The following is a 24,343-nucleotide window of genomic DNA, read 5'->3' as shown; positions in this document are numbered from 1 at the left end:
TTCCCGCTATCCCGGATAGACCGGTTCCGATCCCTTCTCGGTCACCAGCTGCCAGTTGGCGCCCATCGGCGGGAGCCTGACGATCCCGTCCTCGGAGTCGGCGAGCAGCGGCTTGTCCTCGTCCTCCGAGGCCGCCACCGCCGTCACACCGTTGGCGCCCGGAAGGGGCGGCGTGTTCACCGCCGAGCCGTCCGTCCGCACGTACTGCAGCTGCTGTACGCCGGAGGCGCGGCCGACGACCACCAGCCGGCTCACGCCCGCCCAGGACGCCGACTCCACGTGCTCCAGCCTCGGGGTCACCGGGCGCAGGTCGTTCACCGACAGCGGCGGCGTCCCGGGCCCGCCGCCCGTCCGTTCGATCCGGCCCAGTTCCAGGGAGGTGCGCTCACCGCGCTTCACGACCAGCGCGATCCGCACGCCGTCCGAGGCGACCCGGAGCGCTTCGATCCGTCCGTCCCCGAGGGAGGGGACCACGATCTCCCGCGGTTCCTCCGCCCCCCGGGCCAGATACAGCAGCCGCGGGCTCTCCGGGTCACGGTCCGCGACCCACAGATTCCCGCTCCCGTCCCAGCTGGGCCGGGACAGCCCGTCCTCCGCCCGGCCGGCCCGGCTGCGCAGCAGCACCTCACCGGGCTCGGCCCCGGTCTCGATCGGCGCCAAGTACAGCGAGCGCCCGTCCTGTGAGACACCGGCCGCCAGCCGTTCGCTGCGGGCGACCGCCACCGACCGCAACGCCACCTGCCCGTCACCGAACGGACCGGCGACCAGCGAGGGCACCTCACCGCCGGGCGGCAGGCTCGCCAGCCGCCCGGCGGCGTTGAGGAAGTACTGGCGTTCGGACGGCTCCCGCAACCCCGCCGGGGCGTACGCGTCCGCCTGGCCGCGGTTGACCACGCACAGCCGCGCCCCCTTCGGATCGACCAGATCCACCTGGCTGACCTGGGCCGATGCCAGGTCCTGCACGGCGAAGAGGATCTGCGCTGCCATCTGGTTGCACTGCACCGGGCCCACCCGCGCGCCGCGGTCATTGAGCCGGACCCTCAGCCCGTTGGAGTCGTCCAGTGAGAGTGTTTCGTCGGCCAGCCGCGTCCCCGCGGGGAACTTCGACTCGACCACCGGGTCGAGCCAGCTGCTGGGCCCCTTGAGCAGCGCGTTGACGGTCGAGGTGACGAGATCCTCGCGTTTTCCTATGCGCTTCCGCAGATACACGGGGTCGGCGACCAGCACGTCCCCGCCGGTCCCGCTGTCCTCCTGGGAGCCGGGCACCGCGAAGTAGTACTTGTTGACGGGACGGTAGATCCGTTCGAAGTCGGAGCGGCCGAGCACGAGCCCCTCCGGCGGCTGGTCGATCCGCCACTCGCCGCCCACCTTCGCCAGCCGCACCCGCGTCTCGTACTCGGCCTCCGCCGGCCGGTATGCCTGGTCCTGGTCGACCGAGGCGATCTGATCGCCGCTGAGGACCGCCACGGCGGAGTCGTCCTGCCGGTCGCCGGCCCGGGGATCCATACGGGGCACGGGCCCGTCGGCCAGCACCGTCGTCACCGAGAGGGGCCGCCAGCGCCGTGATGCCTCTTTGGTCAGATACTGCCGCGCCGTGCGGAAGTCGGCCTCGTCGCTGGTCGTCGCCTCCAGGAAGCCCCGCACGATGTCGGCCGGCAACTCACCCTTCCGCGGTGGCAACCCGAACACCCGTACCTGTGCGTCGGCGTCGGCCCGCTGGGACACGTCCACCTGGCGCACGCCGCCGCTGTCGGGCATCGAGGCGCACCCGGCCAGCAGTGCCCCGCACAGGACCAGTGCGCCTGCGCGCACCGGGCCGCCGGGCCTCCTCCGTCCCCACCGACGCTGGTCAGACATCACCCGAGCCGTCCTCCCGATCGTCGTCGGCCCTGCCCTGCCGCGGGCCGCCGGTACCGGCCCCCGCCCGGCCGTCGGCCGCCCGCCCTCGCCCGTGCCACGACCCGGGTGCCGCTGCCCGGAAGCGCCGCCGGGTCCGCCACCGCCGGTGCGGGGCGCGGCGCGGGCGTCGCACCCGGGGCCGCGGCCCGGGTGGCTCCCTGCTCCGCCGGGGTGCCGTCCTGCGCCTGCTCCCGGTTGCGCCGGGAGTCCTCCGGCTCCAGCGGGATCGGGGAGCCGCGGAGCGTGCCGTCGGCCGTGCGCGGCAGCGTCAGCCGGAACTGGGAGCCACCGCCCGGTTCGCCCCAGGCCTGCAGCCAGCCTCCGTGCAGCCGCGCGTCCTCGACGGCGATCGACAGGCCGAGTCCCGTTCCGCCGGTCGTCCGGGCACGGGCCGGGTCCGCCCGCCAGAAGCGGTTGAAGACCCGGGTCGCCTCGCCCGGCTTGAGCCCCACGCCGTAGTCCCGTACGGCCACGGCGACGGCACCGCCCGCGGCTGCCAGCCGCACCACCACATCGCGCCCCTCACCGTGCTCCACGGCGTTGACGACGAGATTGCGCAGCACCCGCTCGATCCGCCGCGGATCGGCCTCGGCGATCACCGGCTGCTCCGCCCCGCGCACGACGATGCGGCTGCCCTTGTTCTCGGCGAGCGGCTCGGCCCCCTCGATCACCTGGTCGACCACGGTCCGCAGATCGATCGGCTCGGCCTCCAGGGCCGCCGCCCCGGCGTCGAACCGGCTGATCTCCAGCAGATCCGACAGCAGCGACTCGAAGCGGTCCACCTGGCCGCGGAGGAGTTCCGCGGAGCGCGCGGTCACCGGGTCGAAGTCCTCCCGCACGTCATGGATGACCTCGGCGGCCATCCGGACCGTCGTCAGCGGGGTGCGCAGCTCGTGCGAGACGTCGGAGACGAAGCGCCGCTGCATCCGCGAGAGCTCCTCCAACTGCTGGATCTTGTGCTGGAGGTTCTGCGCCATCTTGTTGAAGGACTCACCGAGCCGTGCGATGTCGTCCTCGCCGGTGACCTTCATCCGCTCCTGGAGCAGGCCGGCCGCGAGCCGTTCCGAGATCCCCGCCGCCATCCGCACCGGGGTCACGACCTGCCGCACCACCACCCAGGCGATGGCGCCGAGCAGCACGACGACGAACACGCCCGCGGTCGCCAGCGTCGTCTTGACCAGGCTCAGCGACTTCTCCTCCTGTGTGAACGGGAAGAGGTAGTAGAGCTGGTACGGATTGCCGTTGACGTCGTTGAGCTGCTTGCCGATCGCGAGCGCCGGCTCCCCCGCCCCCGAACTCCGGACGATACGGGTGTGCTGCATGTACGTGCCGGGCTCGGCGTCGACGGAGTCCCGCAGCGCCTGTGGCACGCTCTCCTCGGGCTGGACATCGCCGGAGGATCGAGGCGCGCGGGTGCCGGAGCTGTCGTCCACGAAAGGCTGTTGGGTGTCCGAGCCGAGCGCCACCACGGAGTAGACGCCCTGGCCCCCGCTCGCGAGCTGCTGCACCAGGTCGGTCAGCCAGACGCCGGAGTTCAGCTGGACCCGGCTGCCCGCGGTGGCGCCGGGCTCCCCGCGGGCATCGGCGTCCGCCTTGTTCTGGGCCACCCGGAAACCACCGGCCGCCTGGGACTGCGCGGCACTGGTCTTGGCGTCCTGGAGCCCGTTGCGCACCTGGCCGATCACCACGACGCCGAGCAGCAGTACGACACCGAGCGACATCAGCAGCGTGCTCGCCACCACCCGCAGCTGGATGTTGCGCCGCCACAGCCGGAGCGCCGCCAGCAGCGGCCGCCGCACCCAGCGCAGGACCATCCGCAGCAGCGGATTGACGGGGCCGCCCGGCGCCCCGTCCTGCAGCAGCCCGCCGCCCTGCCGGAGACGGTCGTAGAGCGAGATCCTGCCCACCGGACCGACGGGCCGCCCCTCGTTGCGCTCCGGAGCAGCACCGTGCCCGGCCATGTCAGCCTGGTCCCGCCTTGTATCCGACACCACGGACCGTCACCACGATCTCCGGCCGCTCCGGGTCCTTCTCGACCTTCGAGCGCAGCCGCTGCACATGCACATTGACGAGCCGCGTGTCCGCGGCGTGACGGTAGCCCCACACCTGTTCGAGCAGCACTTCCCGGGTGAAGACCTGCCAGGGCTTGCGCGCCAGCGCGACCAGCAGATCGAACTCCAGCGGGGTCAGCGCGATCGACTGCCCGTCCCGCTTCACCGAGTGACCCGCCACGTCGATCACCAGATCGCCGATCGCGAGCTGCTCCGGCGCGGGCTCCTCGGAGCGCCGCAGCCGCGCACGGATCCGCGCCACCAGCTCCTTGGGCTTGAACGGCTTGACGATGTAGTCGTCGGCACCGGACTCCAGGCCCACCACCACGTCGACGGTGTCGCTCTTCGCCGTCAGCATGACGATCGGCACCCCGGACTCGGCCCGGATCAGCCGGCACACCTCGATGCCGTCCCGGCCGGGCAGCATGAGATCGAGCAGCACCAGATCGGGCTTGGTCTCGCGGAAAGCGGCCAGAGCCTTGTCACCGTCCGCGACGAACGACGGCTCGAAGCCCTCGCCGCGCAGCACGATGCCGAGCATCTCGGCCAGTGCGGTGTCGTCATCGACGACGAGAACGCGTCCCTTCATACCGACATCATCCCATTAGCTGATCGTGACCTGGCGTGACCTGGAGCACAGGTCCCCGATTGCGTCCCCCGTGACGGGCGATACGACACCGTGCTCGGTGACGATCGCCGTCACCAATTCCGGCGGAGTGACGTCGAAGGCCGGATTGTACGCCTGAGTCCCCAACGGGGCCAACGGTATGCCCATACCCGCTTCCCGTGCGCCGCCGGGGACTTGGGGCGGAACGAACTCCGTCACCTCGTGCCCCGGACGCTGCTCCACCTCGATCGAGGCGCCGTCGGGGGTCTCGGGGTCCACCGTGGTGCTCGGCGCCACCACGATGAACGGCACATGGTGGTAGCGCGCCAGCACCGCCAGCGGATAGCTGCCGACCTTGTTGGCCACCGACCCGTCCGCCGCGATCCGGTCCGCACCGACCAGCACCGCGTCCACCTCACCGGCCGAGAAGAGCGAGCCGGCGGCATTGTCCGACAGCAGCGTGTAGGCCATGCCGCTCCGCGCCGCCTCCCAGGCGGTCAGCCGCGAGCCCTGCAGCAGCGGGCGGGTCTCGTCCACCCACAGCCGCCGAAGCTCCCCCGCGCGGTGCACCTTCCGCACCACCGCGAGAGCCGTGCCCTCACCTCCGGACACCAGCCTCCCCGTATTGCAGTGGGTGAGCAACCGGTAGCCACCGCCCGGCAGCAGCTCGCGCAGCAGCACCGCCCCGTGCTCCGCCATCCGCGCGCTCGCCTCGGCGTCCTGCCGGTGCAGCTCCCGCGCCTCGGCGAGGGCCGCGGCCCCGGCCTCCTCGGGTCCGCCTCCGCCACCGGCCACCTTCCGGTACGCGGCCAGCGCCCGGCGCACCCCGTAGCCGAGGTTGACCGCGGTGGGACGGGCTCCGGCGAGCAGGCCGGCCGCCTCCTCCACGTCGTAACCGCGTACGGCGGCCAGCGCGACACCGTAGGCCCCCGCGAGCCCCAGCAGCGGAGCACCCCGTACGGCGAGAGCGCGGACGGCCTCCACCAGGGCGGGCACATCCGTGCACACCAGCTCGGTCTCCTCGCCCGGCAGCCGGGTCTGGTCGAGCAGCACCAGCACCGGGCCCTCCGGGGGTTCGTCCCAGCGCAGCGAGGGAAGGGTGGGGTCGCCGGCCGCCGCGTATACCGCGTTCTGATCAACCATCCGTCCAGTCTGCCCGTGCGGTGGAGAGATCAGAAGGTGCCCTCGGCTCCCGAAGGCAGGGCCCGCCCCGCGCGGGGTGGGCCCCGTGGCACGATGGCAGCCAACCGGCCGTTACCGCGTGCCCGGGCCGGCACTCGCCGGCGCAGCCGGACGGCCCGCGGACGGCACCGCGAAGGAGCGATGATGAACGACTCTCCGGGCTGGGCCTCGCCCGGATCGGCCCCCTCCGGCGACCCGGGCCGAGACGGCGGGAACCCCGCCGGCCCCGACCGGGACGACACCGGCAGCGGCAGCAGCGAGCCTCCGGTGAACTGGTCCAAGGAGCAGCCTCCCGGCGGCCGGTGGGCCGCGCCCGCCGGCTCCGGACCGACCCCGCCGCCGGAAGGCGGCGGCCCCGGCGCCCCGGGCGGCTGGGGCACCGGCTGGGCCCCGCCGCCCGGCGTGGCCAAACCCGGCATCATCCCGCTCCGCCCGCTGGGCATCGGCGAGATCCTTGACGGCGCCGTCTCGACGATGCGCGCCCACTGGCGCACCGTGCTGGGCATCTCCCTCGCCGTCGCCGTGATCACCCAGGCCGTCTCCACGGTCACCACCGGCCTCTGGTTCAACGATCAGACGGGGCTGACCGCCCTGGAGAACGACCCCGATCCGACCCCCGACGAGATCCTGGACGCCCTCAGCGGAGCCCTCACCGGCAGCGCCGTCACCGGTTTCGTCAGCATGCTCGGCACCATCATCGCCACCGCCATGCTGACCATGGTCGTCAGCCGGGCCGTCCTCGGGCGCCCGGTCACGACCGGCGACGCCTGGCACAGCGCACGCCCCCAGCTCTTGCGCCTCTTCGGACTGCTCTTCCTCATCCCGCTGATCATCCTGGCGATCAGCGCCGTGGCGGTGGCACCCGGGCTCATCCTGACCGCCGCCGACCCCACCGGCGCCGCAGCCGCTCTCACCCTCGCAGGCGGGCTGGCCGCCCTCGTCCTCGCGGTCTGGCTCTGGATCCGCTTCAGCCTGGCCGCACCGGCCCTCATGCTGGAACGGCAGGGCGTCATCGCCTCCCTGCGCCGCTCCGCCAAGCTCGTCCGGGGCGCGTGGTGGCGGGTCTTCGGCATCCAATTGCTGACCCTGGTGCTGCTGGTGTTCGTCGCGGCCGTCATCGAGATCCCGACCAGTCTGATCGCCGTGGTCGTCGGCGGCGAGAGCGCCGCCGACTGGATGGCCGGCGAGACCGCGGAGACCGGCTGGCTCTTCCTCATCGTCCTCGGCATCGGCGCGGTGATCAGCTCGACCATCACCTTCCCCATCAGCGCCGGTGTCACGGCTCTCCTCTACATGGACCAGCGGATCCGCCGGGAAGCCCTCGACCTGGAACTGGGCCGCGCGGCCGGCCTCCCCGGCTACGGCACACCGGGCCCCGGAGACGGCCGGGCCGACGGAACCACCCCGGGGAGCTGATGCGGTGATCGCGGCAGCGGGCGGTCTCGCGGCGGCGTGGTACGGGATCCGTGCGGAGGACGGCGTCCCCGTGCGGATCCCGCGTCTGCCCGCTCGCGAGGCTGCGGAGGACGAACTTTCCAAGCGGATGTACCAGGAGCACGAACCGAGCCTCCTCCGGCGCGCCCTCGACCGTTTCTGGGAGTGGCTCGACACCCTCTTCAACGCCGCCGCCGGGGTGACCCCCGGCGGCCCGGTGGGCCTGGCCGTCGTCATCGCCGTACTCCTCCTCCTCGTCGTGGCGCTCCGTCTGCGACTCGGCCCGCTGCACCGCGCCCCCGCCGGCGCGGTGCCGCTCTTCGACGACCGGCCGCGGAGCGCCGCCGAACACCGGGCGGCCGCCGAACAGCATGCCGCCGCCCAGGAATGGGACCTGGCCGTGCGGGAACGGATGAGAGCCCTCGTCCGGTCCCTGGAGGAGCGCGCCCTGCTCGACCCGCGCCCCGGCCGCACCGCCGACGAGGCCGCCGCCGAGGCGGGACGTCCGCTGCCCGGCCACGCGGCCCGGCTGCGCACCGCCGCCCGGGACTTCGACGACATCACCTACGGCGGGCGCCCCGGCACTGCGGAGGTCTACGGCCGGCTCCGGGACCTGGACGCCGACCTCCAGCGCAGCAAGCCGCAGCCCGTCGCGGCCGGCGCAGGGTCCGGACCCGGGGGAGCCGCATGACCCGGACAGCCGCCGCCGAGACCTCGGCCACTCCCACCGCCCACCAGCTCTGGACCCGCTCCCGCGGCCTGCTGCTCGCCCTCGCCGTTCTCGTGCTGGCGGGCATCGCCCTCGCCGCCGTGCGCTCCGGTGAACAGCACGGCCGGCTCGACCCGCGCTCCGCGGACCGCTACGGCAGCCGCGCCGTCGCCGAGCTGCTGGCCGACCGAGGGGTACGGACCACCGTGGTCACCACCACCACAGAGGCCGCCACCGCGGCCGGTCCGGACACCACCCTGCTGATCACCAACCCCGACCTCCTCACCGAACGCCGGCGGAAGACCCTGAGGAACGCGGCCACCACACCGGGGGTGCGCACCGTGCTCCTCGCCCCCGGGCCCGCCGCCACCCGCACCCTGGCACCGGCCGTGCAGGTGGCCGAACCGGCCGAGGTCTCTCCCCGCTCCCCGGACTGCGACCTCCCCGCCGCCCGCCGGGCCGGAGACGCCGAAGTCGGCGGCATCCGCTACTCCCCCTCCTCGAAGGCGCCCGACGCCGACAGTTGCTACCTCAGCGACGGCCTGCCGACCCTGGTCCGGCTCCCGGACACCGACAACCGCGAGACCGTCCTGCTCGGCTCACCCGACATCCTTTTCAACGACCGGCTCGCCGAACGCGGCAACGCCTCCCTCGCCCTGCAACTCCTGGGCTCACGAGATCACTTGGTCTGGTATCTCCCCTCACTCGACGACGCCGCCTCCGATGGCGAAGAACGCGGCTTCCTCCAGCTCCTGCCCTCCGGCTGGATCTGGGCAGTGGCGCAACTGGGCGTCGCGGCCGTCTTCACCGCGCTCTGGCGGGCCCGGCGCCTGGGACCGCTCACCCCGGAACGGCTTCCGGTCACCATCAGGGCCTCGGAGACCACCGAGGGCCGGGCCCGCCTGTACCACCAGGCTCACGCCCGGGACCGGGCCGCCGAGATCCTCCGCTCCGCCACCAGAAGTCGGCTGGCCCCGGTCGTCGGCGTGGCCGGCGCCCGGGCCCACCGCCCCGAGGTGCTCTGCCCGGCCCTGGCCTCCCATGTCCCCGACACCGGCCCCGATCTCCCCACACTGCTCTTCGGGCCGGTGCCACCCGACGACCGGTCCCTCATCCGCCTCGCCGACGAACTGGACCGCCTCGAACGGACCGTCACCGCAGACACCCCCGTTTCTCCCACCGCACCTCCTGACGCAGCCCCCACCAAGAAAAAGGACACCACCTCGTGAGTGCCCCGACCGCCGACAGCGCCCGTGCCTCCCTGGAGGCGCTGAGGACCGAGATCGCCAAAGCCGTGGTCGGCCAGGATCCGGCCATCACGGGCCTGGTCGTCGCGCTACTGTGCCGCGGCCACGTCCTGCTCGAAGGCGTCCCCGGAGTCGCCAAGACCCTGCTCGTCCGCGCCCTGGCGGCCTCGCTCGAACTCGACATGAAACGCGTCCAGTTCACCCCCGATCTCATGCCCAGCGATGTCACCGGCTCCCTGGTCTATGACGCGCGCACAGCCGAGTTCTCCTTCCAGCCCGGTCCCGTCTTCACCCATCTACTGCTCGCCGACGAGATCAACCGCACTCCGCCGAAGACCCAGGCATCACTCCTGGAAGCCATGGAGGAGCGCCAGGTGACCGTCGACGGAGTCCCCCGCCCCCTGCCCGAGCCGTTCCTCGTGGCGGCCACGCAGAACCCCGTCGAGTACGAGGGCACCTACCCGCTGCCGGAAGCCCAGCTCGACCGCTTCCTGCTGAAGCTGACCGTGCCCCTGCCGTCTCGCGAGGACGAGATGAACGTGCTCATGCGCCATGCGCAGGGATTCAACCCGGGTGATCTGCAGGCCGCCGGCCTCCGCACGGTGGCGAATGCCACCGATCTGGCAGCAGCCCGCGCCGCCGTCGCCGGCACGTCCGTGTCTCCCGAGATCACCGGTTATGTCGTCGATATCTGCCGTGCCACCCGGGACTCCCCCTCCCTCTCACTCGGTGTCTCCCCACGGGGCGCCACCGCTCTGCTGTCGACCTCTCGGGCCTGGGCCTGGCTCACCGGACGCGATTACGTCATCCCCGACGATGTGAAGGCCCTGGCCCTGCCCACACTCCGCCACCGGGTCCAGCTCCGCCCGGAGGCAGAGATGGAGGGCATCACACCCGACTCGGTGATCCAGGCGATCCTCGCCAACGTCCCCGTCCCCCGCTGAACGGCGCGAGGAACCATGGCTCTCACCGGACGAACAGCTCTGATCGCCGCTCTCGGCGCTCTGGTCACCGGCCTGCTGATGCCCGGCACCACCGGGCTGCTCCTCGTGAACATCCCCCTGCTGCTGGCAATTCTCGGAGACCTCGCACTCGCCGCGCCAGTGCGCAGGCTGCACTTCACCCGATCCGGTGAGACGTCAGTTCGGCTCGACGAACAGGCGTCCGCCCACCTCACCGTCACCAACCCCGCGGGCCGCCCCTTGCGCGCACTCATCCGCGACGCGTGGCCCCCCAGCGCGCTGCCCCCGGGGGGCGCCACGGCCTTGACCCGCCACCGGCTGACCGTCCCGGGCGGCGAACAGCGCCGCGTCACCACCCCCCTCCAGCCCACGCGCCGCGGCGACCGCCGACCCGACCGGGTCACCGTCCGGTCCTACGGCCCGCTCGGGCTCGCCGCCCGACAGGGCCATCACCGGGTGCCCTGGCGCCTCCGCGTCCTGCCGCCGTTCCCCAGCCGCAAACACCTCCCCGCGAAGCTCGCCAGACTCCGCGAACTGGACGGCCGCACGAGTCTCCTCACCCGCGGTGAGGGAACCGAGTTCGACAGCCTCCGGGAGTACGTCCCCGGTGACGACACCCGCTCCATCGACTGGCGCGCCACGGCCCGACAGTCGTCCGTGGCCGTCCGCACCTGGCGTCCGGAGCGCAATCGCCACATCCTCCTGGTTCTCGACACCGGTAGAACCTCGGCCGGCCGCGTGGGAGACATCCCCCGACTCGACGCCGCCATGGACGCCGCCCTGCTCCTGACCGCCCTGGCGGGCCGGGCCGGGGACCAAGTGGGCCTCCTGGCCTACGACCGCCGCGTCCGCGCCTCCGTACAGGGCCGCACAGCGGGCGACCTCCTGCCGGCCGTGGTCGGCGCTCTGGCCCCCCTGGAACCCGAACTCGTCGAGACGGACGCCCGGGGCCTGGCCGCCGCCGCCCTGCGGACCGCTCCGCGCCACTCGCTGATCGTGCTGCTGACGACGCTGGACGCGGCCCCCGTGGAGGAAGGCCTGCTGCCGGTACTGCCCCAACTCACGCACCGTCATACGGTTCTGCTGGCCGCGGTGGCCGACCCCCGCATCCAGCGGATGACAGAAACCCGGGGCACCGTCGAGGCCGTCTACCAGGCAGCCGCCGGCACCCGCACACAGGCGGAGCGGACTCGTACAGCAGACCGGCTCCGCCGCCACGGCGTCACCGTGGTCGACGCCACCCCTGAGGAGCTCGCTCCTGCCCTGGCTGATGCTTACCTCGCGCTCAAGGCAGCCGGCCGCCTTTGAGGGGCCGGCGAACGCGAACAGAACCGAGCCCGCCGCCCCATGCTGTCCTCCCCCATTCCACACGGCGGTTGGAGAACCAGAGAACACGCTCCACAAACACAAAAAAGCCCTGTGGGGAGCCGGAGTCCCCCACAGGGCTTTCTATCTCAAGAATTGTTCGGCGGCGTCCTACTCTCCCACAGGGTCCCCCCTGCAGTACCATCGGCGCTGAAAGGCTTAGCTTCCGGGTTCGGAATGTAACCGGGCGTTTCCCTCACGCTATAACCACCGAAACACTATGAAACTGCACGAACCGGACGGCAACACAGTTCGTTGTTTCAGAACCAACACAGTGGACGCGAGCATCTGAGGACAAGCCCTCGGCCTATTAGTACCAGTCAACTCCACACCTTGCGGTGCTTCCATATCTGGCCTATCAACCCAGTCGTCTACTGGGAGCCTTAACCCCTCAAGGGGGTGGGAGTCCTCATCTCGAAGCAGGCTTCCCGCTTAGATGCTTTCAGCGGTTATCCCTCCCGAACGTAGCCAACCAGCCATGCCCTTGGCAGGACAACTGGCACACCAGAGGTTCGTCCGTCCCGGTCCTCTCGTACTAGGGACAGCCCTTCTCAAGACTCCTACGCGCACAGCGGATAGGGACCGAACTGTCTCACGACGTTCTAAACCCAGCTCGCGTACCGCTTTAATGGGCGAACAGCCCAACCCTTGGGACCGACTCCAGCCCCAGGATGCGACGAGCCGACATCGAGGTGCCAAACCATCCCGTCGATATGGACTCTTGGGGAAGATCAGCCTGTTATCCCCGGGGTACCTTTTATCCGTTGAGCGACGGCGCTTCCACAAGCCACCGCCGGATCACTAGTCCCGACTTTCGTCCCTGCTCGACCCGTCGGTCTCACAGTCAAGCTCCCTTGTGCACTTACACTCAACACCTGATTACCAACCAGGCTGAGGGAACCTTTGGGCGCCTCCGTTACCCTTTAGGAGGCAACCGCCCCAGTTAAACTACCCACCAGACACTGTCCCTGATCCGGATCACGGACCCAGGTTAGACATCCAGCACGACCAGAGTGGTATTTCAACGACGACTCCACCCGAACTAGCGTCCGGGCTTCACAGTCTCCCACCTATCCTACACAAGCCGAACCGAACACCAATATCAAGCTGTAGTAAAGGTCCCGGGGTCTTTCCGTCCTGCTGCGCGAAACGAGCATCTTTACTCGTAGTGCAATTTCACCGGGCCTATGGTTGAGACAGTCGAGAAGTCGTTACGCCATTCGTGCAGGTCGGAACTTACCCGACAAGGAATTTCGCTACCTTAGGATGGTTATAGTTACCACCGCCGTTTACTGGCGCTTAAGTTCTCAGCTTCGCCATGACGAATCATGACTAACCGGTCCCCTTAACGTTCCAGCACCGGGCAGGCGTCAGTCCGTATACATCGCCTTACGGCTTCGCACGGACCTGTGTTTTTAGTAAACAGTCGCTTCTCGCTGGTCTCTGCGGCCACCACCAGCTCACACCGCAAGGGCGATCACCAGCAATGGCCCCCCTTCTCCCGAAGTTACGGGGGCATTTTGCCGAGTTCCTTAACCATAGTTCACCCGAACGCCTCGGTATTCTCTACCTGACCACCTGAGTCGGTTTAGGGTACGGGCCGCCATGAAACTCGCTAGAGGCTTTTCTCGACAGCATAGGATCATCCACTTCACCACAATCGGCTCGGCATCAGGTCTCACCCTTACACGGAGGACGGATTTACCTACCCTCCGGGCTACACCCTTACCCCGGGACAACCACCGCCCGGGCTGGACTACCTTCCTGCGTCACCCCATCACTCACCTACTACCCCCTTGGATCGTCGGCTCCACCACTCCGACCTCGTCCGAAGACTCAGCCGGCGGCTTCACGGACTTAGCATCAGAAGGTTCAGCGCTGGCGCTTCAAAGCGGGTACCGGAATATCAACCGGTTGTCCATCGACTACGCCTGTCGGCCTCGCCTTAGGTCCCGACTTACCCTGGGCAGATCAGCTTGACCCAGGAACCCTTAGTCAATCGGCGCACACGTTTCCCACGTGTGTATCGCTACTCATGCCTGCATTCTCACTCGTGAACCGTCCACCACTGCCTTCCGGCGCGGCTTCACCCGGCACACGACGCTCCCCTACCCATCAGCACCCCCGTTAGGGGTATATGTGCCAATGACACGACTTCGGCGGTACGCTTGAGCCCCGCTACATTGTCGGCGCGGAATCACTTGACCAGTGAGCTATTACGCACTCTTTCAAGGATGGCTGCTTCTAAGCCAACCTCCTGGTTGTCTCTGCGACTCCACATCCTTTCCCACTTAGCGTACGCTTAGGGGCCTTAGTCGATGCTCTGGGCTGTTTCCCTCTCGACCATGGAGCTTATCCCCCACAGTCTCACTGCCGCGCTCTCACTTACCGGCATTCGGAGTTTGGCTAAGGTCAGTAACCCGGTAGGGCCCATCGCCTATCCAGTGCTCTACCTCCGGCAAGAAACACACGACGCTGCACCTAAATGCATTTCGGGGAGAACCAGCTATCACGGAGTTTGATTGGCCTTTCACCCCTAACCACAGGTCATCCCCCAGGTTTTCAACCCTGGTGGGTTCGGTCCTCCACACGGTCTTACCCGCGCTTCAACCTGCCCATGGCTAGATCACTCCGCTTCGGGTCTTGAGCGCGCTACTGAATCGCCCTATTCGGACTCGCTTTCGCTACGGCTTCCCCACACGGGTTAACCTCGCAACACACCGCAAACTCGCAGGCTCATTCTTCAAAAGGCACGCAGTCACGACGCACCGGACAAGTCCGATGCGCGACGCTCCCACGGCTTGTAGGCACACGGTTTCAGGTACTATTTCACTCCGCTCCCGCGGTACTTTTCACCATTCCCTCACGGTACTATCCGCTATCGGTCACCAGGGAATATTTAGGCTTAGCGGGTGGTCCCGCCAGATTCACACGGGATTTCTCGGGCCCCGTGCTACTTGGGTGTCGCACAAGCGAGTTGCTGACATTTCGGCTACGGGGGTCTTACCCTCTACGCCGGGCCTTTCGCATGCCCTTCGCCTACACCAACAATTTCTGACTCGCCCGATGGCCGGCAGACCATCGAAGTACGATCCCACAACCCCGTAAGCGCAACCCCTGCCGGGTATCACACGCCTACGGTTTGGCCTCATCCGGTTTCGCTCGCCACTACTCCCGGAATCACGGTTGTTTTCTCTTCCTGCGGGTACTGAGATGTTTCACTTCCCCGCGTTCCCTCCACATACCCTATGTGTTCAGGTATGGGTGACAGCCCATGACGACTGCCGGGTTTCCCCATTCGGACACCCCCGGATCAAAGCTCGGTTGACAGCTCCCCGGGGCCTATCGCGGCCTCCCACGTCCTTCATCGGTTCCTGGTACCAAGGCATCCACCGTGCGCCCTTAAAAACTTGGCCACAGATGCTCGCGTCCACTGTGCAGTTCTCAAACAACGACCAGCCACCCGCCACCCCACCCCACACGGAATGAGTACACCGGGACCGGCACCAAAGGACACAAGCTTCACAGCCCGTACCCTCAGACACCCAACAGCGCGCCCGGCCCGACCCGTTACCCGATCACGTTCCACGCCCCGAAGAGCAGTACTGGTGACCGGCCAACCGGCCGTGCCGAATAGTCAACGTTCCACCCATGAGCAACCAGCACCGGACACTCGCCGGTGTTCTGGCCTCTGGACCACCAGGAGTTACCCCCTGCCGGCCGAGAAGTGCTCCTTAGAAAGGAGGTGATCCAGCCGCACCTTCCGGTACGGCTACCTTGTTACGACTTCGTCCCAATCGCCAGTCCCACCTTCGACGATTCCCTCCCTTACGGGTTGGGCCACCGGCTTCGGGTGTTACCGACTTTCGTGACGTGACGGGCGGTGTGTACAAGGCCCGGGAACGTATTCACCGCAGCAATGCTGATCTGCGATTACTAGCGACTCCGACTTCATGGGGTCGAGTTGCAGACCCCAATCCGAACTGAGACCGGCTTTTTGAGATTCGCTCCACCTCGCGGTATCGCAGCTCATTGTACCGGCCATTGTAGCACGTGTGCAGCCCAAGACATAAGGGGCATGATGACTTGACGTCGTCCCCACCTTCCTCCGAGTTGACCCCGGCAGTCTCCTGTGAGTCCCCATCACCCCGAAAGGCATGCTGGCAACACAGAACAAGGGTTGCGCTCGTTGCGGGACTTAACCCAACATCTCACGACACGAGCTGACGACAGCCATGCACCACCTGTACACCGACCACAAGGGGGCGACCATCTCTGGCCGTTTCCGGTGTATGTCAAGCCTTGGTAAGGTTCTTCGCGTTGCGTCGAATTAAGCCACATGCTCCGCCGCTTGTGCGGGCCCCCGTCAATTCCTTTGAGTTTTAGCCTTGCGGCCGTACTCCCCAGGCGGGGAACTTAATGCGTTAGCTGCGGCACGGACGACGTGGAATGTCGCCCACACCTAGTTCCCAACGTTTACGGCGTGGACTACCAGGGTATCTAATCCTGTTCGCTCCCCACGCTTTCGCTCCTCAGCGTCAGTATCGGCCCAGAGATCCGCCTTCGCCACCGGTGTTCCTCCTGATATCTGCGCATTTCACCGCTACACCAGGAATTCCGATCTCCCCTACCGAACTCTAGCCTGCCCGTATCGAATGCAGACCCGGGGTTAAGCCCCGGGCTTTCACATCCGACGTGACAAGCCGCCTACGAGCTCTTTACGCCCAATAATTCCGGACAACGCTCGCACCCTACGTATTACCGCGGCTGCTGGCACGTAGTTAGCCGGTGCTTCTTCTGCAGGTACCGTCACTTGCGCTTCTTCCCTGCTGAAAGAGGTTTACAACCCGAAGGCCGTCATCCCTCACGCGGCGTCGCTGCATCAGGCTTCCGCCCATTGTGCAATATTCCCCACTGCTGCCTCCCGTAGGAGTCTGGGCCGTGTCTCAGTCCCAGTGTGGCCGGTCGCCCTCTCAGGCCGGCTACCCGTCGTCGCCTTGGTAGGCCATCACCCCACCAACAAGCTGATAGGCCGCGGGCTCATCCTGCACCGCCGGAGCTTTCCACCACCATCGGATGCCCGAGATGGTCGTATCCGGTATTAGACCCCGTTTCCAGGGCTTGTCCCAGAGTGCAGGGCAGATTGCCCACGTGTTACTCACCCGTTCGCCACTAATCCCCTCCGAAGAGGTTCATCGTTCGACTTGCATGTGTTAAGCACGCCGCCAGCGTTCGTCCTGAGCCAGGATCAAACTCTCCGTGAATGCTTCACGCAAGAGCGGCGCGGACCGGAGGAATAATCCAGGCCGCGCACAGCGTCCTCGCTGTAAGATTGCCTCCCGACCGCCACCGAAACGGTGGCACGGAAGGGCTTTTTCAAAGGAACCTCATCCCGGCAGCAAACAAAGAGTTGCCGCCCGGACGGGGTATCAACATATCTGGCGTTGACTTTTGGCACGCTGTTGAGTTCTCAAGGAACGGACGCTTCCTTCGGTCCCGTCTCCGGGCCCTCCGGGCGCTTCCCTTCGGTGTTTCCAACCCTACCAGACACTTTCCGAACCGATTTCCCGATCCGAATTCCGTATCCAGTGGCCGTTGGAATGGCCTTGCCTTTCGGCTGACCCGACGTTATCAGACGTGTTTCGGCTGAAGCTAATCGGCTTGCGTTTCCGCTGAGAATATCGGGGCGCTCCGTCGAGATCTGCTTTCGACCGGGAGCGGAGGTGATCTTATCGACTGCCGACCGGCTTGTCCAAGCCGTCATGGCAACCCTGTAAAGCTACCTCCCCAGGTTCCCCCTGTCAAACGGGAGCCCTGGGCGAAGAGGAGGTTAGCACTTCGGCCGGGCCCGACGCACATCAGGCGGCGGTGGGTTGCCCGGGGCTGCGGTCGGCGGCGGCCACGTCCCCGGTCTCCCCCGCCCGTGCGTGCTTGCCTCCGAGCACGTACACATAGGCCAGGAAGAGCAGTTCGGCGGCCACTCCGATGCCGATGCGGGCCCAGGTCGGGAGGCCCGACGGGGTCACGAAGCCTTCGATGACGCCCGAGAGGAAGAGGACCACGGCGAGGCCGATCGCCATGCCCAGCGCCGCGCGGCCCTCTTCGGCCAGCGCTGTGCGCCGGTCCCGGTCACCCGGGTCGATGACGGTCCAGCCGAGGCGGAGACCGGTGCCCGCGGCGACGAAGACCGCGGTCAGCTCCAGCAGGCCGTGCGGCAGGATCAGGCCGAGGAAGACGTCGAGGCGGCCGGCCCCGGACATCAGGCCGATACCGATGCCGAGATTGAGCATGTTCTGGAGGAGCACCCACAGAACGGGCAGCCCCAGGAAGACACCCAGCACCAGGGATATGGCGGCGACCTGCGCGTTGTTCGTCCAGACCTGGGCGGCGAACGAGGTGGCGGCGTGGGTGGAGTAGTACGACTCGTACTGGCCGCCGGGGCGCGTCATCTCGCGGAGTTCCTCGGGTGCCCCGATGGCGGCCTGCACCTCCGGGTGGGTGCCGATCCACCAGCCGATCGCCGCCGCGACCAGGACGGAGACCAGGGCGGTGGTCAGCCACCAGTGACGTGTGCGGTACAGCGCGGCGGGGAAGCCGGCCGCGAGGAAACGGCCGGCGTCGCGCCAGTTCGCCCGCCGGGTGCCGGCGACGGTGCTGCGGGCCCGGGCGGTGAGCTGGGTGAGACGGCCGGTGAGCTGCGGGTCCGGTGCGCTGGACTGGAGCTGGGAGAGATGCGTGGCGGTCCGCTGGTAGAGGGCCACCAGCTCGTCGGCCTCCGCGCCGGTGAGTTTGCCGCGCCGGCGCAGCAGGGCGTCCAGCCGGTCCCATTCCGCGCGGTGGGCGGTCACGAAGACATCGAGGTCCATGGACGCTGCTCCTGGGGATGTTCGGGACCGTATCCGCTCCCCAGCTTGGCAGACGGGCGAGCGGCGACGGCAGACTGGTGGGAAAGAGCCGGGCGGTCGGGCGGCTCGAGGCCTGAGGGAGGACACCCGCGTGAGTGAGCTCGTCACCGGTGAGGCGGTGGTGCTCGGATTGCGTCCCGCGAAGCTGCCCAGTCGCACCCTGGCCGTCGTCATCGATCTGCTGGCCGCCTTCGCCCTGTATGTGGCCGTCACCATGGCACTGACCGCCGCGGTGTCCTCACTGGACGAGGCGGCGCAGGCGGCGGTGTCGGTGGCGGCCTTCATGCTGGTCCTGGTGGGGGTGCCGATCGCCGTGGAGACGCTGACCCGGGGCCGGTCGCTGGGGAAGCTGGTGTGCGGTCTGCGGGTGGTGCGGGACGACGGCGGTCCGATCCGGTTCCGGCACGCGCTGGTGCGGGGGCGGTGGGGGCCGTGGAGATCATCATGACGTTCGGGGTGATCGCGGTGATCGCCTCGCTGGTGTCGGCGCGGGGGCGGCGGCTCGGTGACGTCTTCGCGGGCACGCTCGTCGTACGGGAACGGGTGCCGGCTCAGCGGACGGGGGCTGTTCCGCAGGCACCGCCCTGGCTGCACGGGCGTTTCACGGGGCTGGACCTGTCCCGGGTGCCGGACGCGCTGTGGCTGGCGATACGCCAGTACCTGACCCGGATGGACCAGCTCGACCCGGACGTGGGCGGGCCGCTGGCGGAGCGGCTGGCGGCGGATCTCGCGGCGGCCACGGGGGCACCGGTGCCGGCGGACGTGCCGCCCGCGATGTATCTGGCGGGGGTGGTGAGCGAACGGCAGACGCGGGACGCGCAGCGGGTTCTGCCGGTGGCCGCGGGGGCGCAGGGCCATGGGGAGCCCGGGTCCGGAGGGCCCGGCGGGGCCCCGGCCGGGGATGTCCGGCTGGGCGGCTCCGTCCGGTGCGACGCCGGGGCCTGGCGGGTCTGCCGGGTCCGGTGGGGTGGTGGCGCCGGCTCCCGCGGGATCGCCGGGGTCGCCGGCGTTGCGGGTGAAAGCGCGGGCGATGAGGGCGCGGCTGGTCGCGGGGCTCCGGGGTGGTTCCGGTCCTCGTACGGGGTTCGTGCCGCCGGGGTAGGAACGCGCTGGGTGCGGGTCGTTCCGCCGTGGCCCGCCAGAGGGCTCGGCGCGGTACGGCCCTGAGGGGGCGGGGTCGTGGCAGGGGGTCAGGGAAGGCCGAGGGCGGGGTGTCGAGGTCTTCGAGTTCGATGCCGGGGGCGCGAGGACGACGTCGCCGGCGAGGTGCACGGGGTGCCCTTCGCCCGTGTCCAGGTCCGTGACCTGGTACGCGTCCACGGTCAGCGGGCCGTTGTCGGTGGGGTGTGTTTCGCTCTTGAGCAGCGTCCAGGACTGGTCGAGGGTGCGCGGGGCCAGGACCGGGGCGGTCAGGGCGACCAGGCGGATTCGGGTGGCGGGCCCGCCGGGGGCGAGCCGCAACAGCCGGGCCATGGCGACGAGAAAGGCCGGGGAGGCGCCGGTGAAGGCATGGGCGGGGACGTTGCCCTCCGCCGCCCGGGCGCCTTCGGGGTCCGTGCGGACCCAGGTGACGCCGTCGAGCGCGGCGCCGCGGACACGCCAGTCCCCGGCGTGGAGTTCGAGCCGGAGGGGCCGGCCCAGGTGGTCGGTGGTCAGGTCGACCGAGCCGGAGGGTTCGCCGGAGGGACCGGTGGTCCGGGCCGTGTAGCGCCAGCCGGAGGGGCCGGGGGCGCAGTGGAAGTGTTCCTCACCGAGGGGGTGTGGTCGTGGGGTCATGGAGGGAGTAGCGGCCGCGGGGCATGGAGCTTCCTTGACGGGGCGGGCCCCCGCACGGTGCGCGGGGGCCCGTCTCGCCGGATGGGTGCCGGTGCTGTCAGTAACGGTAGTGGTCGGGCTTGTAGGGGCCCTCCACCGGTACGCCGATGTACGCCGCCTGTTCGGGGCGGAGCGTCGTCAGCTTGGCGCCGAGCGCCTCCAGGTGGAGCCGGGCGACCTTCTCGTCGAGGTGCTTGGGGAGCACGTAGACGCCGATCGGGTAGGACTGGGGCTTGGTGTACAGCTCGATCTGCGCGATCGTCTGGTTCGCGAAGGAGTTGGACATCACGAACGAGGGGTGGCCGGTGGCGTTGCCCAGGTTCAGCAGCCGGCCCTCGGACAGCACGATGATCTTCTTGCCGTCCGGGAAGGCCCAGGTGTGGACCTGGGGCTTGACCTCGTCCTTGACGATGCCGGGGATCGCGGCGAGGCCGGCCATGTCGATCTCGTTGTCGAAGTGGCCGATGTTCCCCACGATGGCCTGGTGCTTCATCCTGGCCATGTCGGAGGCCATGATGATGTCCTTGTTGCCGGTGGTGGTGATGAAGATGTCGGCGGTCTCGACGACATCGTCCAGCGTGGCCACCTGGTAGCCGTCCATGGCGGCCTGGAGCGCGCAGATCGGGTCGATCTCGGTGACGATCACCCGGGCGCCCTGGCCGCGGAGCGACTCCGCGCAGCCCTTGCCCACGTCGCCGTAGCCGCAGACCACGGCGGTCTTGCCGCCGATCAGCACATCGGTGGCGCGGTTGATGCCGTCGATCAGCGAGTGGCGGCAGCCGTACTTGTTGTCGAACTTCGACTTGGTCACGGCGTCATTGACGTTGATCGCCGGGAAGAGCAGCGTTCCGGCCTGCTGCATCTCGTACAGGCGGTGGACGCCGGTGGTGGTCTCCTCGGTCACGCCGCGGATCTCCGAGGCGAGCTGGGTCCACTTCTGCGGGTTCTCCGCCAGCGTGCGGTTGAGCAGCGTGAGGACGTGACCGTACTCCTCGCTGTCGGCCGTCGACGGGTCCGGGGCCTCGCCGGCCTTCTCGAACTCGACGCCCTGGTGGACGAGGAGGGTGGCGTCACCACCGTCGTCCAGAATCATGTTCGGGCCGCCGGTGACCGTGCCCGGCCAGGTCAGCGCCTGTTCCGTGCACCACCAGTACTCCTCCAGCGTTTCGCCCTTCCAGGCGAAGACCGGGATGCCCTTCGGCTCCTCGGGGGTGCCCTCGGGACCGACGGCGACCGCGGCCGCGGCGTGGTCCTGGGTGGAGAAGATGTTGCAGGAGGCCCAGCGGACCTCGGCGCCCAGCGCGACCAGGGTCTCGATGAGCACGGCGGTCTGCACCGTCATGTGCAGGGAGCCGGTGATCCTGGCTCCCGCCAGCGGCTGCGAAGCCGCGTACTCCTCACGGATCGCCATCAGGCCGGGCATCTCGTGCTCGGCGAGGGCGATCTCCTTGCGGCCGAAGGCGGCCAGGGACAGGTCGGCGACCTTGAAGTCCCGGCCGTTGGCGGCTGTCGTCATTACGAGCTGCTCCTCGGTGAATCGAGTGCGATGGATGGGGCTGATCCGCGACAGGGCATACGACTCCCACGGTCGCGGCGCAGTCCGTCGGAGGCCCTCTCTCCCTCGGCCGGCTCCCGGAGGGCCCGACCGACCGCCATCAGCAGCGACGTCTGTCCGGTCACGAATCTACACCGATTGGAGCAGCGACCGTAGTGCGCAACCTCGACCGGCCCTGGAGTCGCCTGCCCGGCGGCCGGGCCGGTATGGCTCCGCCCCGGCGCATTTCAGGTCCGTCCGCCGCGGGCAGGAGGCCCGGAGGACGCGCCCCGCACGGCGCGTGCCCGCACGGCGGTAAGGAGATCCAGTGTCCAGTCCGGCTGTTCCCCCCACCGAGAAGCGAACGGAGGACCGGCGGTTGAAGCTGCTCGCGGTGACCGCCTGTCCCGCCGGTATAGCCCACACCTATATGGCGGCCGAGAAGCTCAGCCGGGCCGCCGAGGCGCTCGGCCACAGCATGAAGGTGGAGACCCAGGGCTCGATCGGGGCCGAGAACGTCCTCACCGACGACGACCTGAGAGAGGCCGACGGCATCATCGTGGCCGCCGACAAGGAGGTCGACCGCAGCCGCTTCGCGGGCAAGCGGGTGCTGGTCGTCGGCGTCGCGGAGGGGATTCGCCATCCGGAGGAGCTGATCGAACGGGTGCGGACCGCCCCGGTGGTGCCCGGCGGCGACGGCGGCGGGCCGGAGGACGCCGGAGCGATCGCGGGCGGCGCGGGCGGCAGGGATCGCGGGGTCAGCTACAAGGCGCTGATGAACGGCGTCTCGTACATGATCCCGTTTGTCGTGGTGGGCGGTCTGCTGATCGCGCTCTCGCTGGCGCTCGGCGGCTCGCCGCAGGCCGACGGCGGTCTGGTCATCCCGGACGACTCGTTCTGGAAGCCGGTCAACGACATCGGCGTGATCGGGTTCACGCTGATGATCCCGATCCTCTCCGGCTACATCGCCTATGCCATCGGCGACCGGCCGGCGCTCGTGCCGGGCATGATCGGCGGCTGGATCGCGAACACCGGCGCGTTGTACGACTCCGAGTCCGGGGCCGGTTTCATCGGGGCGATCGTCACCGGCTTCCTCGCCGGGTACCTGGTGCGGTGGATCAAGAAGCTTCCGGTGCCGAAGTTCGCCCGGCCCATCATGCCGATCATCGTCATCCCGGTGGTCGCCACCACGGTGCTGGGGCTTTTCTTCATCCATGTGATCGGCCGGCCGATCTCCTGGGTGTTCGAGCATCTGACCGGCTGGCTGAGCGGTCTCACCGGGAGCAGCGCCGCGCTGCTGGGCATCCTTCTCGGACTGATGATCGCTTTCGACATGGGCGGCCCGGTCAACAAGACCGCGTTCCTGTTCGGGGCCGGGCTGGTGTCGAAGAACCCGGAGATCATGGGGATGTGCGCGGCGGCCATTCCGGTGCCGCCGCTGGGCCAGGGCCTGGCCACTCTCGTCCGGCGCCGGTTCTACGACGAGCAGGAGCGGGAAACCGGCCTCGCGGCCCTGTTCATGGGCTTCTTCGGGATCACCGAGGGTGCCATCCCCTTCGCGGCGGCCCGCCCGGGCCGGGTGATCCCCGCGAACATGGCCGGCGGGGCCGTGGCCGGCGCCGTCGCCGGGCTCGCGGCGGTGACGGACAGCGTGCCGCACGGCGGCCCGATCGTGGCGGTGCTGGGTGCCGTGGGCGGTGTGGGGATGTTCTTCCTCGCGATCCTGCTCGGCACCGTGGTGACGGCGGCGGTCACCGTCGGCCTGATGTCGGTGGGAGGCCGTGGCGGGGCGGTCCCGGGCCGGGTGCTCGCGGCGGCCGGTGCGGGCGGCGCTGCCGGGACGACCGCGGGGGCGAATGCGGGAGCGAGTGCCGGAGCACCGTCCCGTCGTGAGGCGGGGGCTAGGGAGCCGGCCCGGACCGGCGGTGCTCCCCGGGAGGCCGCGGTCCCGCGTCAGACGGGGAGCGCGGAGCCGGCCGGGTCCACCGAGCCGGGCGCCGGGGCCGGGGCGCCCGGGGAGTCCTCCGGGCCCGGTGAGGGGGCCGCCTCCCCCGGTGGCCGCCGGGTGCTGTCCGGCCATCTCGACGCCCGGACCGTACGCGAGTGGATCACCGCCGACGGCAAGGAGGCGGCGATCCGGGAGCTGACCGGGCTGCTGGCGGCGTCCGGCCGGGTGACCGACGAGGAGGCGCTGACCGCGGCCGTGCTGGCCCGCGAGGCGCAGGGCGGCACCGGGCTCGGCGAGGGGATAGCCGTCCCGCACGCCAAAACGGACGCGGTGACCGCACCGGTGGTGGGTTTCACGCGGTCGGCGGACGGTGTCGACTGGGGGGCGCCGGACGGCACCGGAGCCCGGCTGATCTTCATGATCGCCGTACCGGAGGCGGCGGCCGGGGACGAGCATCTGCGGATCCTCGCCCTGCTGTCCCGCAAGTTGATGGATCCGGGGTTCCGGGAGCGGCTGCTGGAGGCGTCCGGTCCCGGGGAGATCCTGCGGGTGCTGGCCGAGGTCGGCTGACCGGCGGCCCTTCCGCACGCGTCCGGCGGCGGCCGGGGCGCCGGGGCGAAGGGTGAGGAGAAAAGAGAGCGCGGGGGGAGGGGGACGGCGACGGCCCCGCGGATGGTCCGCGGGG

At 69.3% G+C, this 24,343-nt stretch carries 12 protein-coding genes, 3 rRNA genes and 2 pseudogenes; 7 read left to right on the top strand and 10 right to left on the bottom strand.

All coding sequences use genetic code 11. The features are described 5' to 3' along the window. Positions 1-6: 6 nt before the first annotated feature. Genes E4N63_RS19905 through mtnA form a run of 4 tightly spaced genes read right to left on the bottom strand, consistent with a single transcriptional unit; the run spans position 7 to position 5,700 of the window. Entirely contained in the window at positions 7-1,812 is a 1,806-nt protein-coding gene (locus tag E4N63_RS19905; protein WP_230241337.1) for an LpqB family beta-propeller domain-containing protein, read from the bottom strand. A 44-nt stretch (positions 1,813-1,856) separates the two neighbouring features. Further along, on the bottom strand, positions 1,857-3,860 hold the full coding sequence (mtrB, locus tag E4N63_RS19900) for an MtrAB system histidine kinase MtrB (protein ID WP_230241336.1): 2,004 nt from the start codon (positions 3,858-3,860) through the stop codon (positions 1,857-1,859). Between the two features lies 1 nt (position 3,861). Then, the gene (gene mtrA, locus E4N63_RS19895) at positions 3,862-4,539 is read right to left on the bottom strand and encodes a two-component system response regulator MtrA (protein WP_019711651.1); all 678 of its coding nucleotides are present in this window, start codon (positions 4,537-4,539) and stop codon (positions 3,862-3,864) included. A gap of 15 nt (positions 4,540-4,554) precedes the next feature. After that, the gene (gene mtnA, locus E4N63_RS19890; protein WP_230241335.1) at positions 4,555-5,700 is read right to left on the bottom strand and encodes an S-methyl-5-thioribose-1-phosphate isomerase; all 1,146 of its coding nucleotides are present in this window, start codon (positions 5,698-5,700) and stop codon (positions 4,555-4,557) included. A 183-nt stretch (positions 5,701-5,883) separates the two neighbouring features. Here mtnA and E4N63_RS19885 point away from each other — a divergent pair, with 183 nt between their 5' ends. Genes E4N63_RS19885 through E4N63_RS19865 form a run of 5 tightly spaced genes read left to right on the top strand, consistent with a single transcriptional unit; the run spans position 5,884 to position 11,399 of the window. Beyond that, positions 5,884-7,155, top strand: a complete 1,272-nt coding sequence (locus E4N63_RS19885; RefSeq protein WP_230241334.1) for a hypothetical protein — start codon at positions 5,884-5,886, stop codon at positions 7,153-7,155. Between the two features lie 7 nt (positions 7,156-7,162). Next, a complete protein-coding gene (locus E4N63_RS19880) occupies positions 7,163-7,864 on the top strand; it encodes a DUF4129 domain-containing protein (RefSeq protein WP_228429610.1) in 702 nt (233 codons plus the stop codon). Continuing rightward, positions 7,861-9,111 carry a DUF4350 domain-containing protein gene (locus E4N63_RS19875; RefSeq protein WP_230241333.1) on the top strand — a complete coding sequence of 417 codons (1,251 nt, stop codon included), beginning with the start codon at positions 7,861-7,863 and terminating at the stop codon, positions 9,109-9,111. The genes E4N63_RS19880 and E4N63_RS19875 overlap by 4 nt, the downstream gene beginning before the upstream one ends. Further along, positions 9,108-10,073 carry a MoxR family ATPase gene (locus E4N63_RS19870; protein WP_125626261.1) on the top strand — a complete coding sequence of 322 codons (966 nt, stop codon included), beginning with the start codon at positions 9,108-9,110 and terminating at the stop codon, positions 10,071-10,073. Before E4N63_RS19875 ends, E4N63_RS19870 begins: the two co-directional genes overlap by 4 nt. A gap of 15 nt (positions 10,074-10,088) precedes the next feature. Further along, a complete protein-coding gene (locus E4N63_RS19865) occupies positions 10,089-11,399 on the top strand; it encodes a DUF58 domain-containing protein (protein ID WP_230241332.1) in 1,311 nt (436 codons plus the stop codon). Between the two features lie 155 nt (positions 11,400-11,554). Here E4N63_RS19865 and rrf read toward each other — a convergent pair. From rrf to E4N63_RS19845, 4 genes are all read right to left on the bottom strand, one after another. Next, positions 11,555-11,671, bottom strand: a 5S ribosomal RNA gene (gene rrf / locus E4N63_RS19860). Between the two features lie 75 nt (positions 11,672-11,746). Beyond that, a 23S ribosomal RNA gene (locus tag E4N63_RS19855) occupies positions 11,747-14,872 on the bottom strand. 322 nt (positions 14,873-15,194) lie between these two features. Next, positions 15,195-16,720 (bottom strand): 16S ribosomal RNA (locus E4N63_RS19850). The 16S, 23S and 5S rRNA genes sit together here, the layout of an rRNA operon. A gap of 594 nt (positions 16,721-17,314) precedes the next feature. Next, positions 17,315-18,322: a stage II sporulation protein M gene (locus E4N63_RS19845; RefSeq protein ID WP_125627075.1), complete on the bottom strand. Its 1,008-nt coding sequence runs from the start codon at positions 18,320-18,322 to the stop codon at positions 17,315-17,317. A gap of 130 nt (positions 18,323-18,452) precedes the next feature. Between E4N63_RS19845 and E4N63_RS19840 the strand changes: the two are divergent. Next, positions 18,453-19,463: pseudogene (locus tag E4N63_RS19840) on the top strand (RDD family protein). Between the two features lie 93 nt (positions 19,464-19,556). On the opposite strand, the pseudogene E4N63_RS19835 reads toward E4N63_RS19840, so the two are convergent. Both E4N63_RS19835 and ahcY read right to left on the bottom strand, forming a co-directional pair. Continuing rightward, positions 19,557-20,162: pseudogene (locus E4N63_RS19835) on the bottom strand (hypothetical protein); the annotation flags it as partial. A 72-nt stretch (positions 20,163-20,234) separates the two neighbouring features. After that, positions 20,235-21,692, bottom strand: coding sequence for an adenosylhomocysteinase (gene ahcY, locus E4N63_RS19830; protein ID WP_019711661.1), 1,458 nt, complete (start codon positions 21,690-21,692; stop codon positions 20,235-20,237). A 346-nt stretch (positions 21,693-22,038) separates the two neighbouring features. Between ahcY and E4N63_RS19825 the strand changes: the two genes are divergently transcribed. Beyond that, entirely contained in the window at positions 22,039-24,228 is a 2,190-nt protein-coding gene (locus E4N63_RS19825) for a fructose-specific PTS transporter subunit EIIC (RefSeq protein WP_308188721.1), read from the top strand. Positions 24,229-24,343 lie beyond the last annotated feature (115 nt).

It is taken from the genome of Streptomyces sp. MNU89, from assembly GCF_020982505.1.
GTDB classification, from domain to species: domain Bacteria; phylum Actinomycetota; class Actinomycetes; order Streptomycetales; family Streptomycetaceae; genus Streptomyces; species Streptomyces xinghaiensis.
The sequence above is the reverse complement of the archived record's forward strand: the minus strand, read 5'-3'. Positions and strand labels throughout refer to the sequence as shown.

Excerpts from the sequence above, each read along its gene's own strand:
- mtrB (WP_230241336.1), bottom strand. The coding sequence starts at position 3,860 with ATGGCCGGGCACGGTGCTGCTCCGGAGCGCAACGAGGGGCGGCCCGTC.
- mtrA (WP_019711651.1), bottom strand. The coding sequence starts at position 4,539 with ATGAAGGGACGCGTTCTCGTCGTCGATGACGACACCGCACTGGCCGAG.
- mtnA (WP_230241335.1), bottom strand. The coding sequence starts at position 5,700 with ATGGTTGATCAGAACGCGGTATACGCGGCGGCCGGCGACCCCACCCTT.
- E4N63_RS19885 (WP_230241334.1), top strand. The coding sequence starts at position 5,884 with ATGAACGACTCTCCGGGCTGGGCCTCGCCCGGATCGGCCCCCTCCGGC.
- E4N63_RS19875 (WP_230241333.1), top strand. The coding sequence starts at position 7,861 with ATGACCCGGACAGCCGCCGCCGAGACCTCGGCCACTCCCACCGCCCAC.
- E4N63_RS19865 (WP_230241332.1), top strand. The coding sequence starts at position 10,089 with ATGGCTCTCACCGGACGAACAGCTCTGATCGCCGCTCTCGGCGCTCTG.
- E4N63_RS19845 (WP_125627075.1), bottom strand. The coding sequence starts at position 18,322 with ATGGACCTCGATGTCTTCGTGACCGCCCACCGCGCGGAATGGGACCGG.
- ahcY (WP_019711661.1), bottom strand. The coding sequence starts at position 21,692 with ATGACGACAGCCGCCAACGGCCGGGACTTCAAGGTCGCCGACCTGTCC.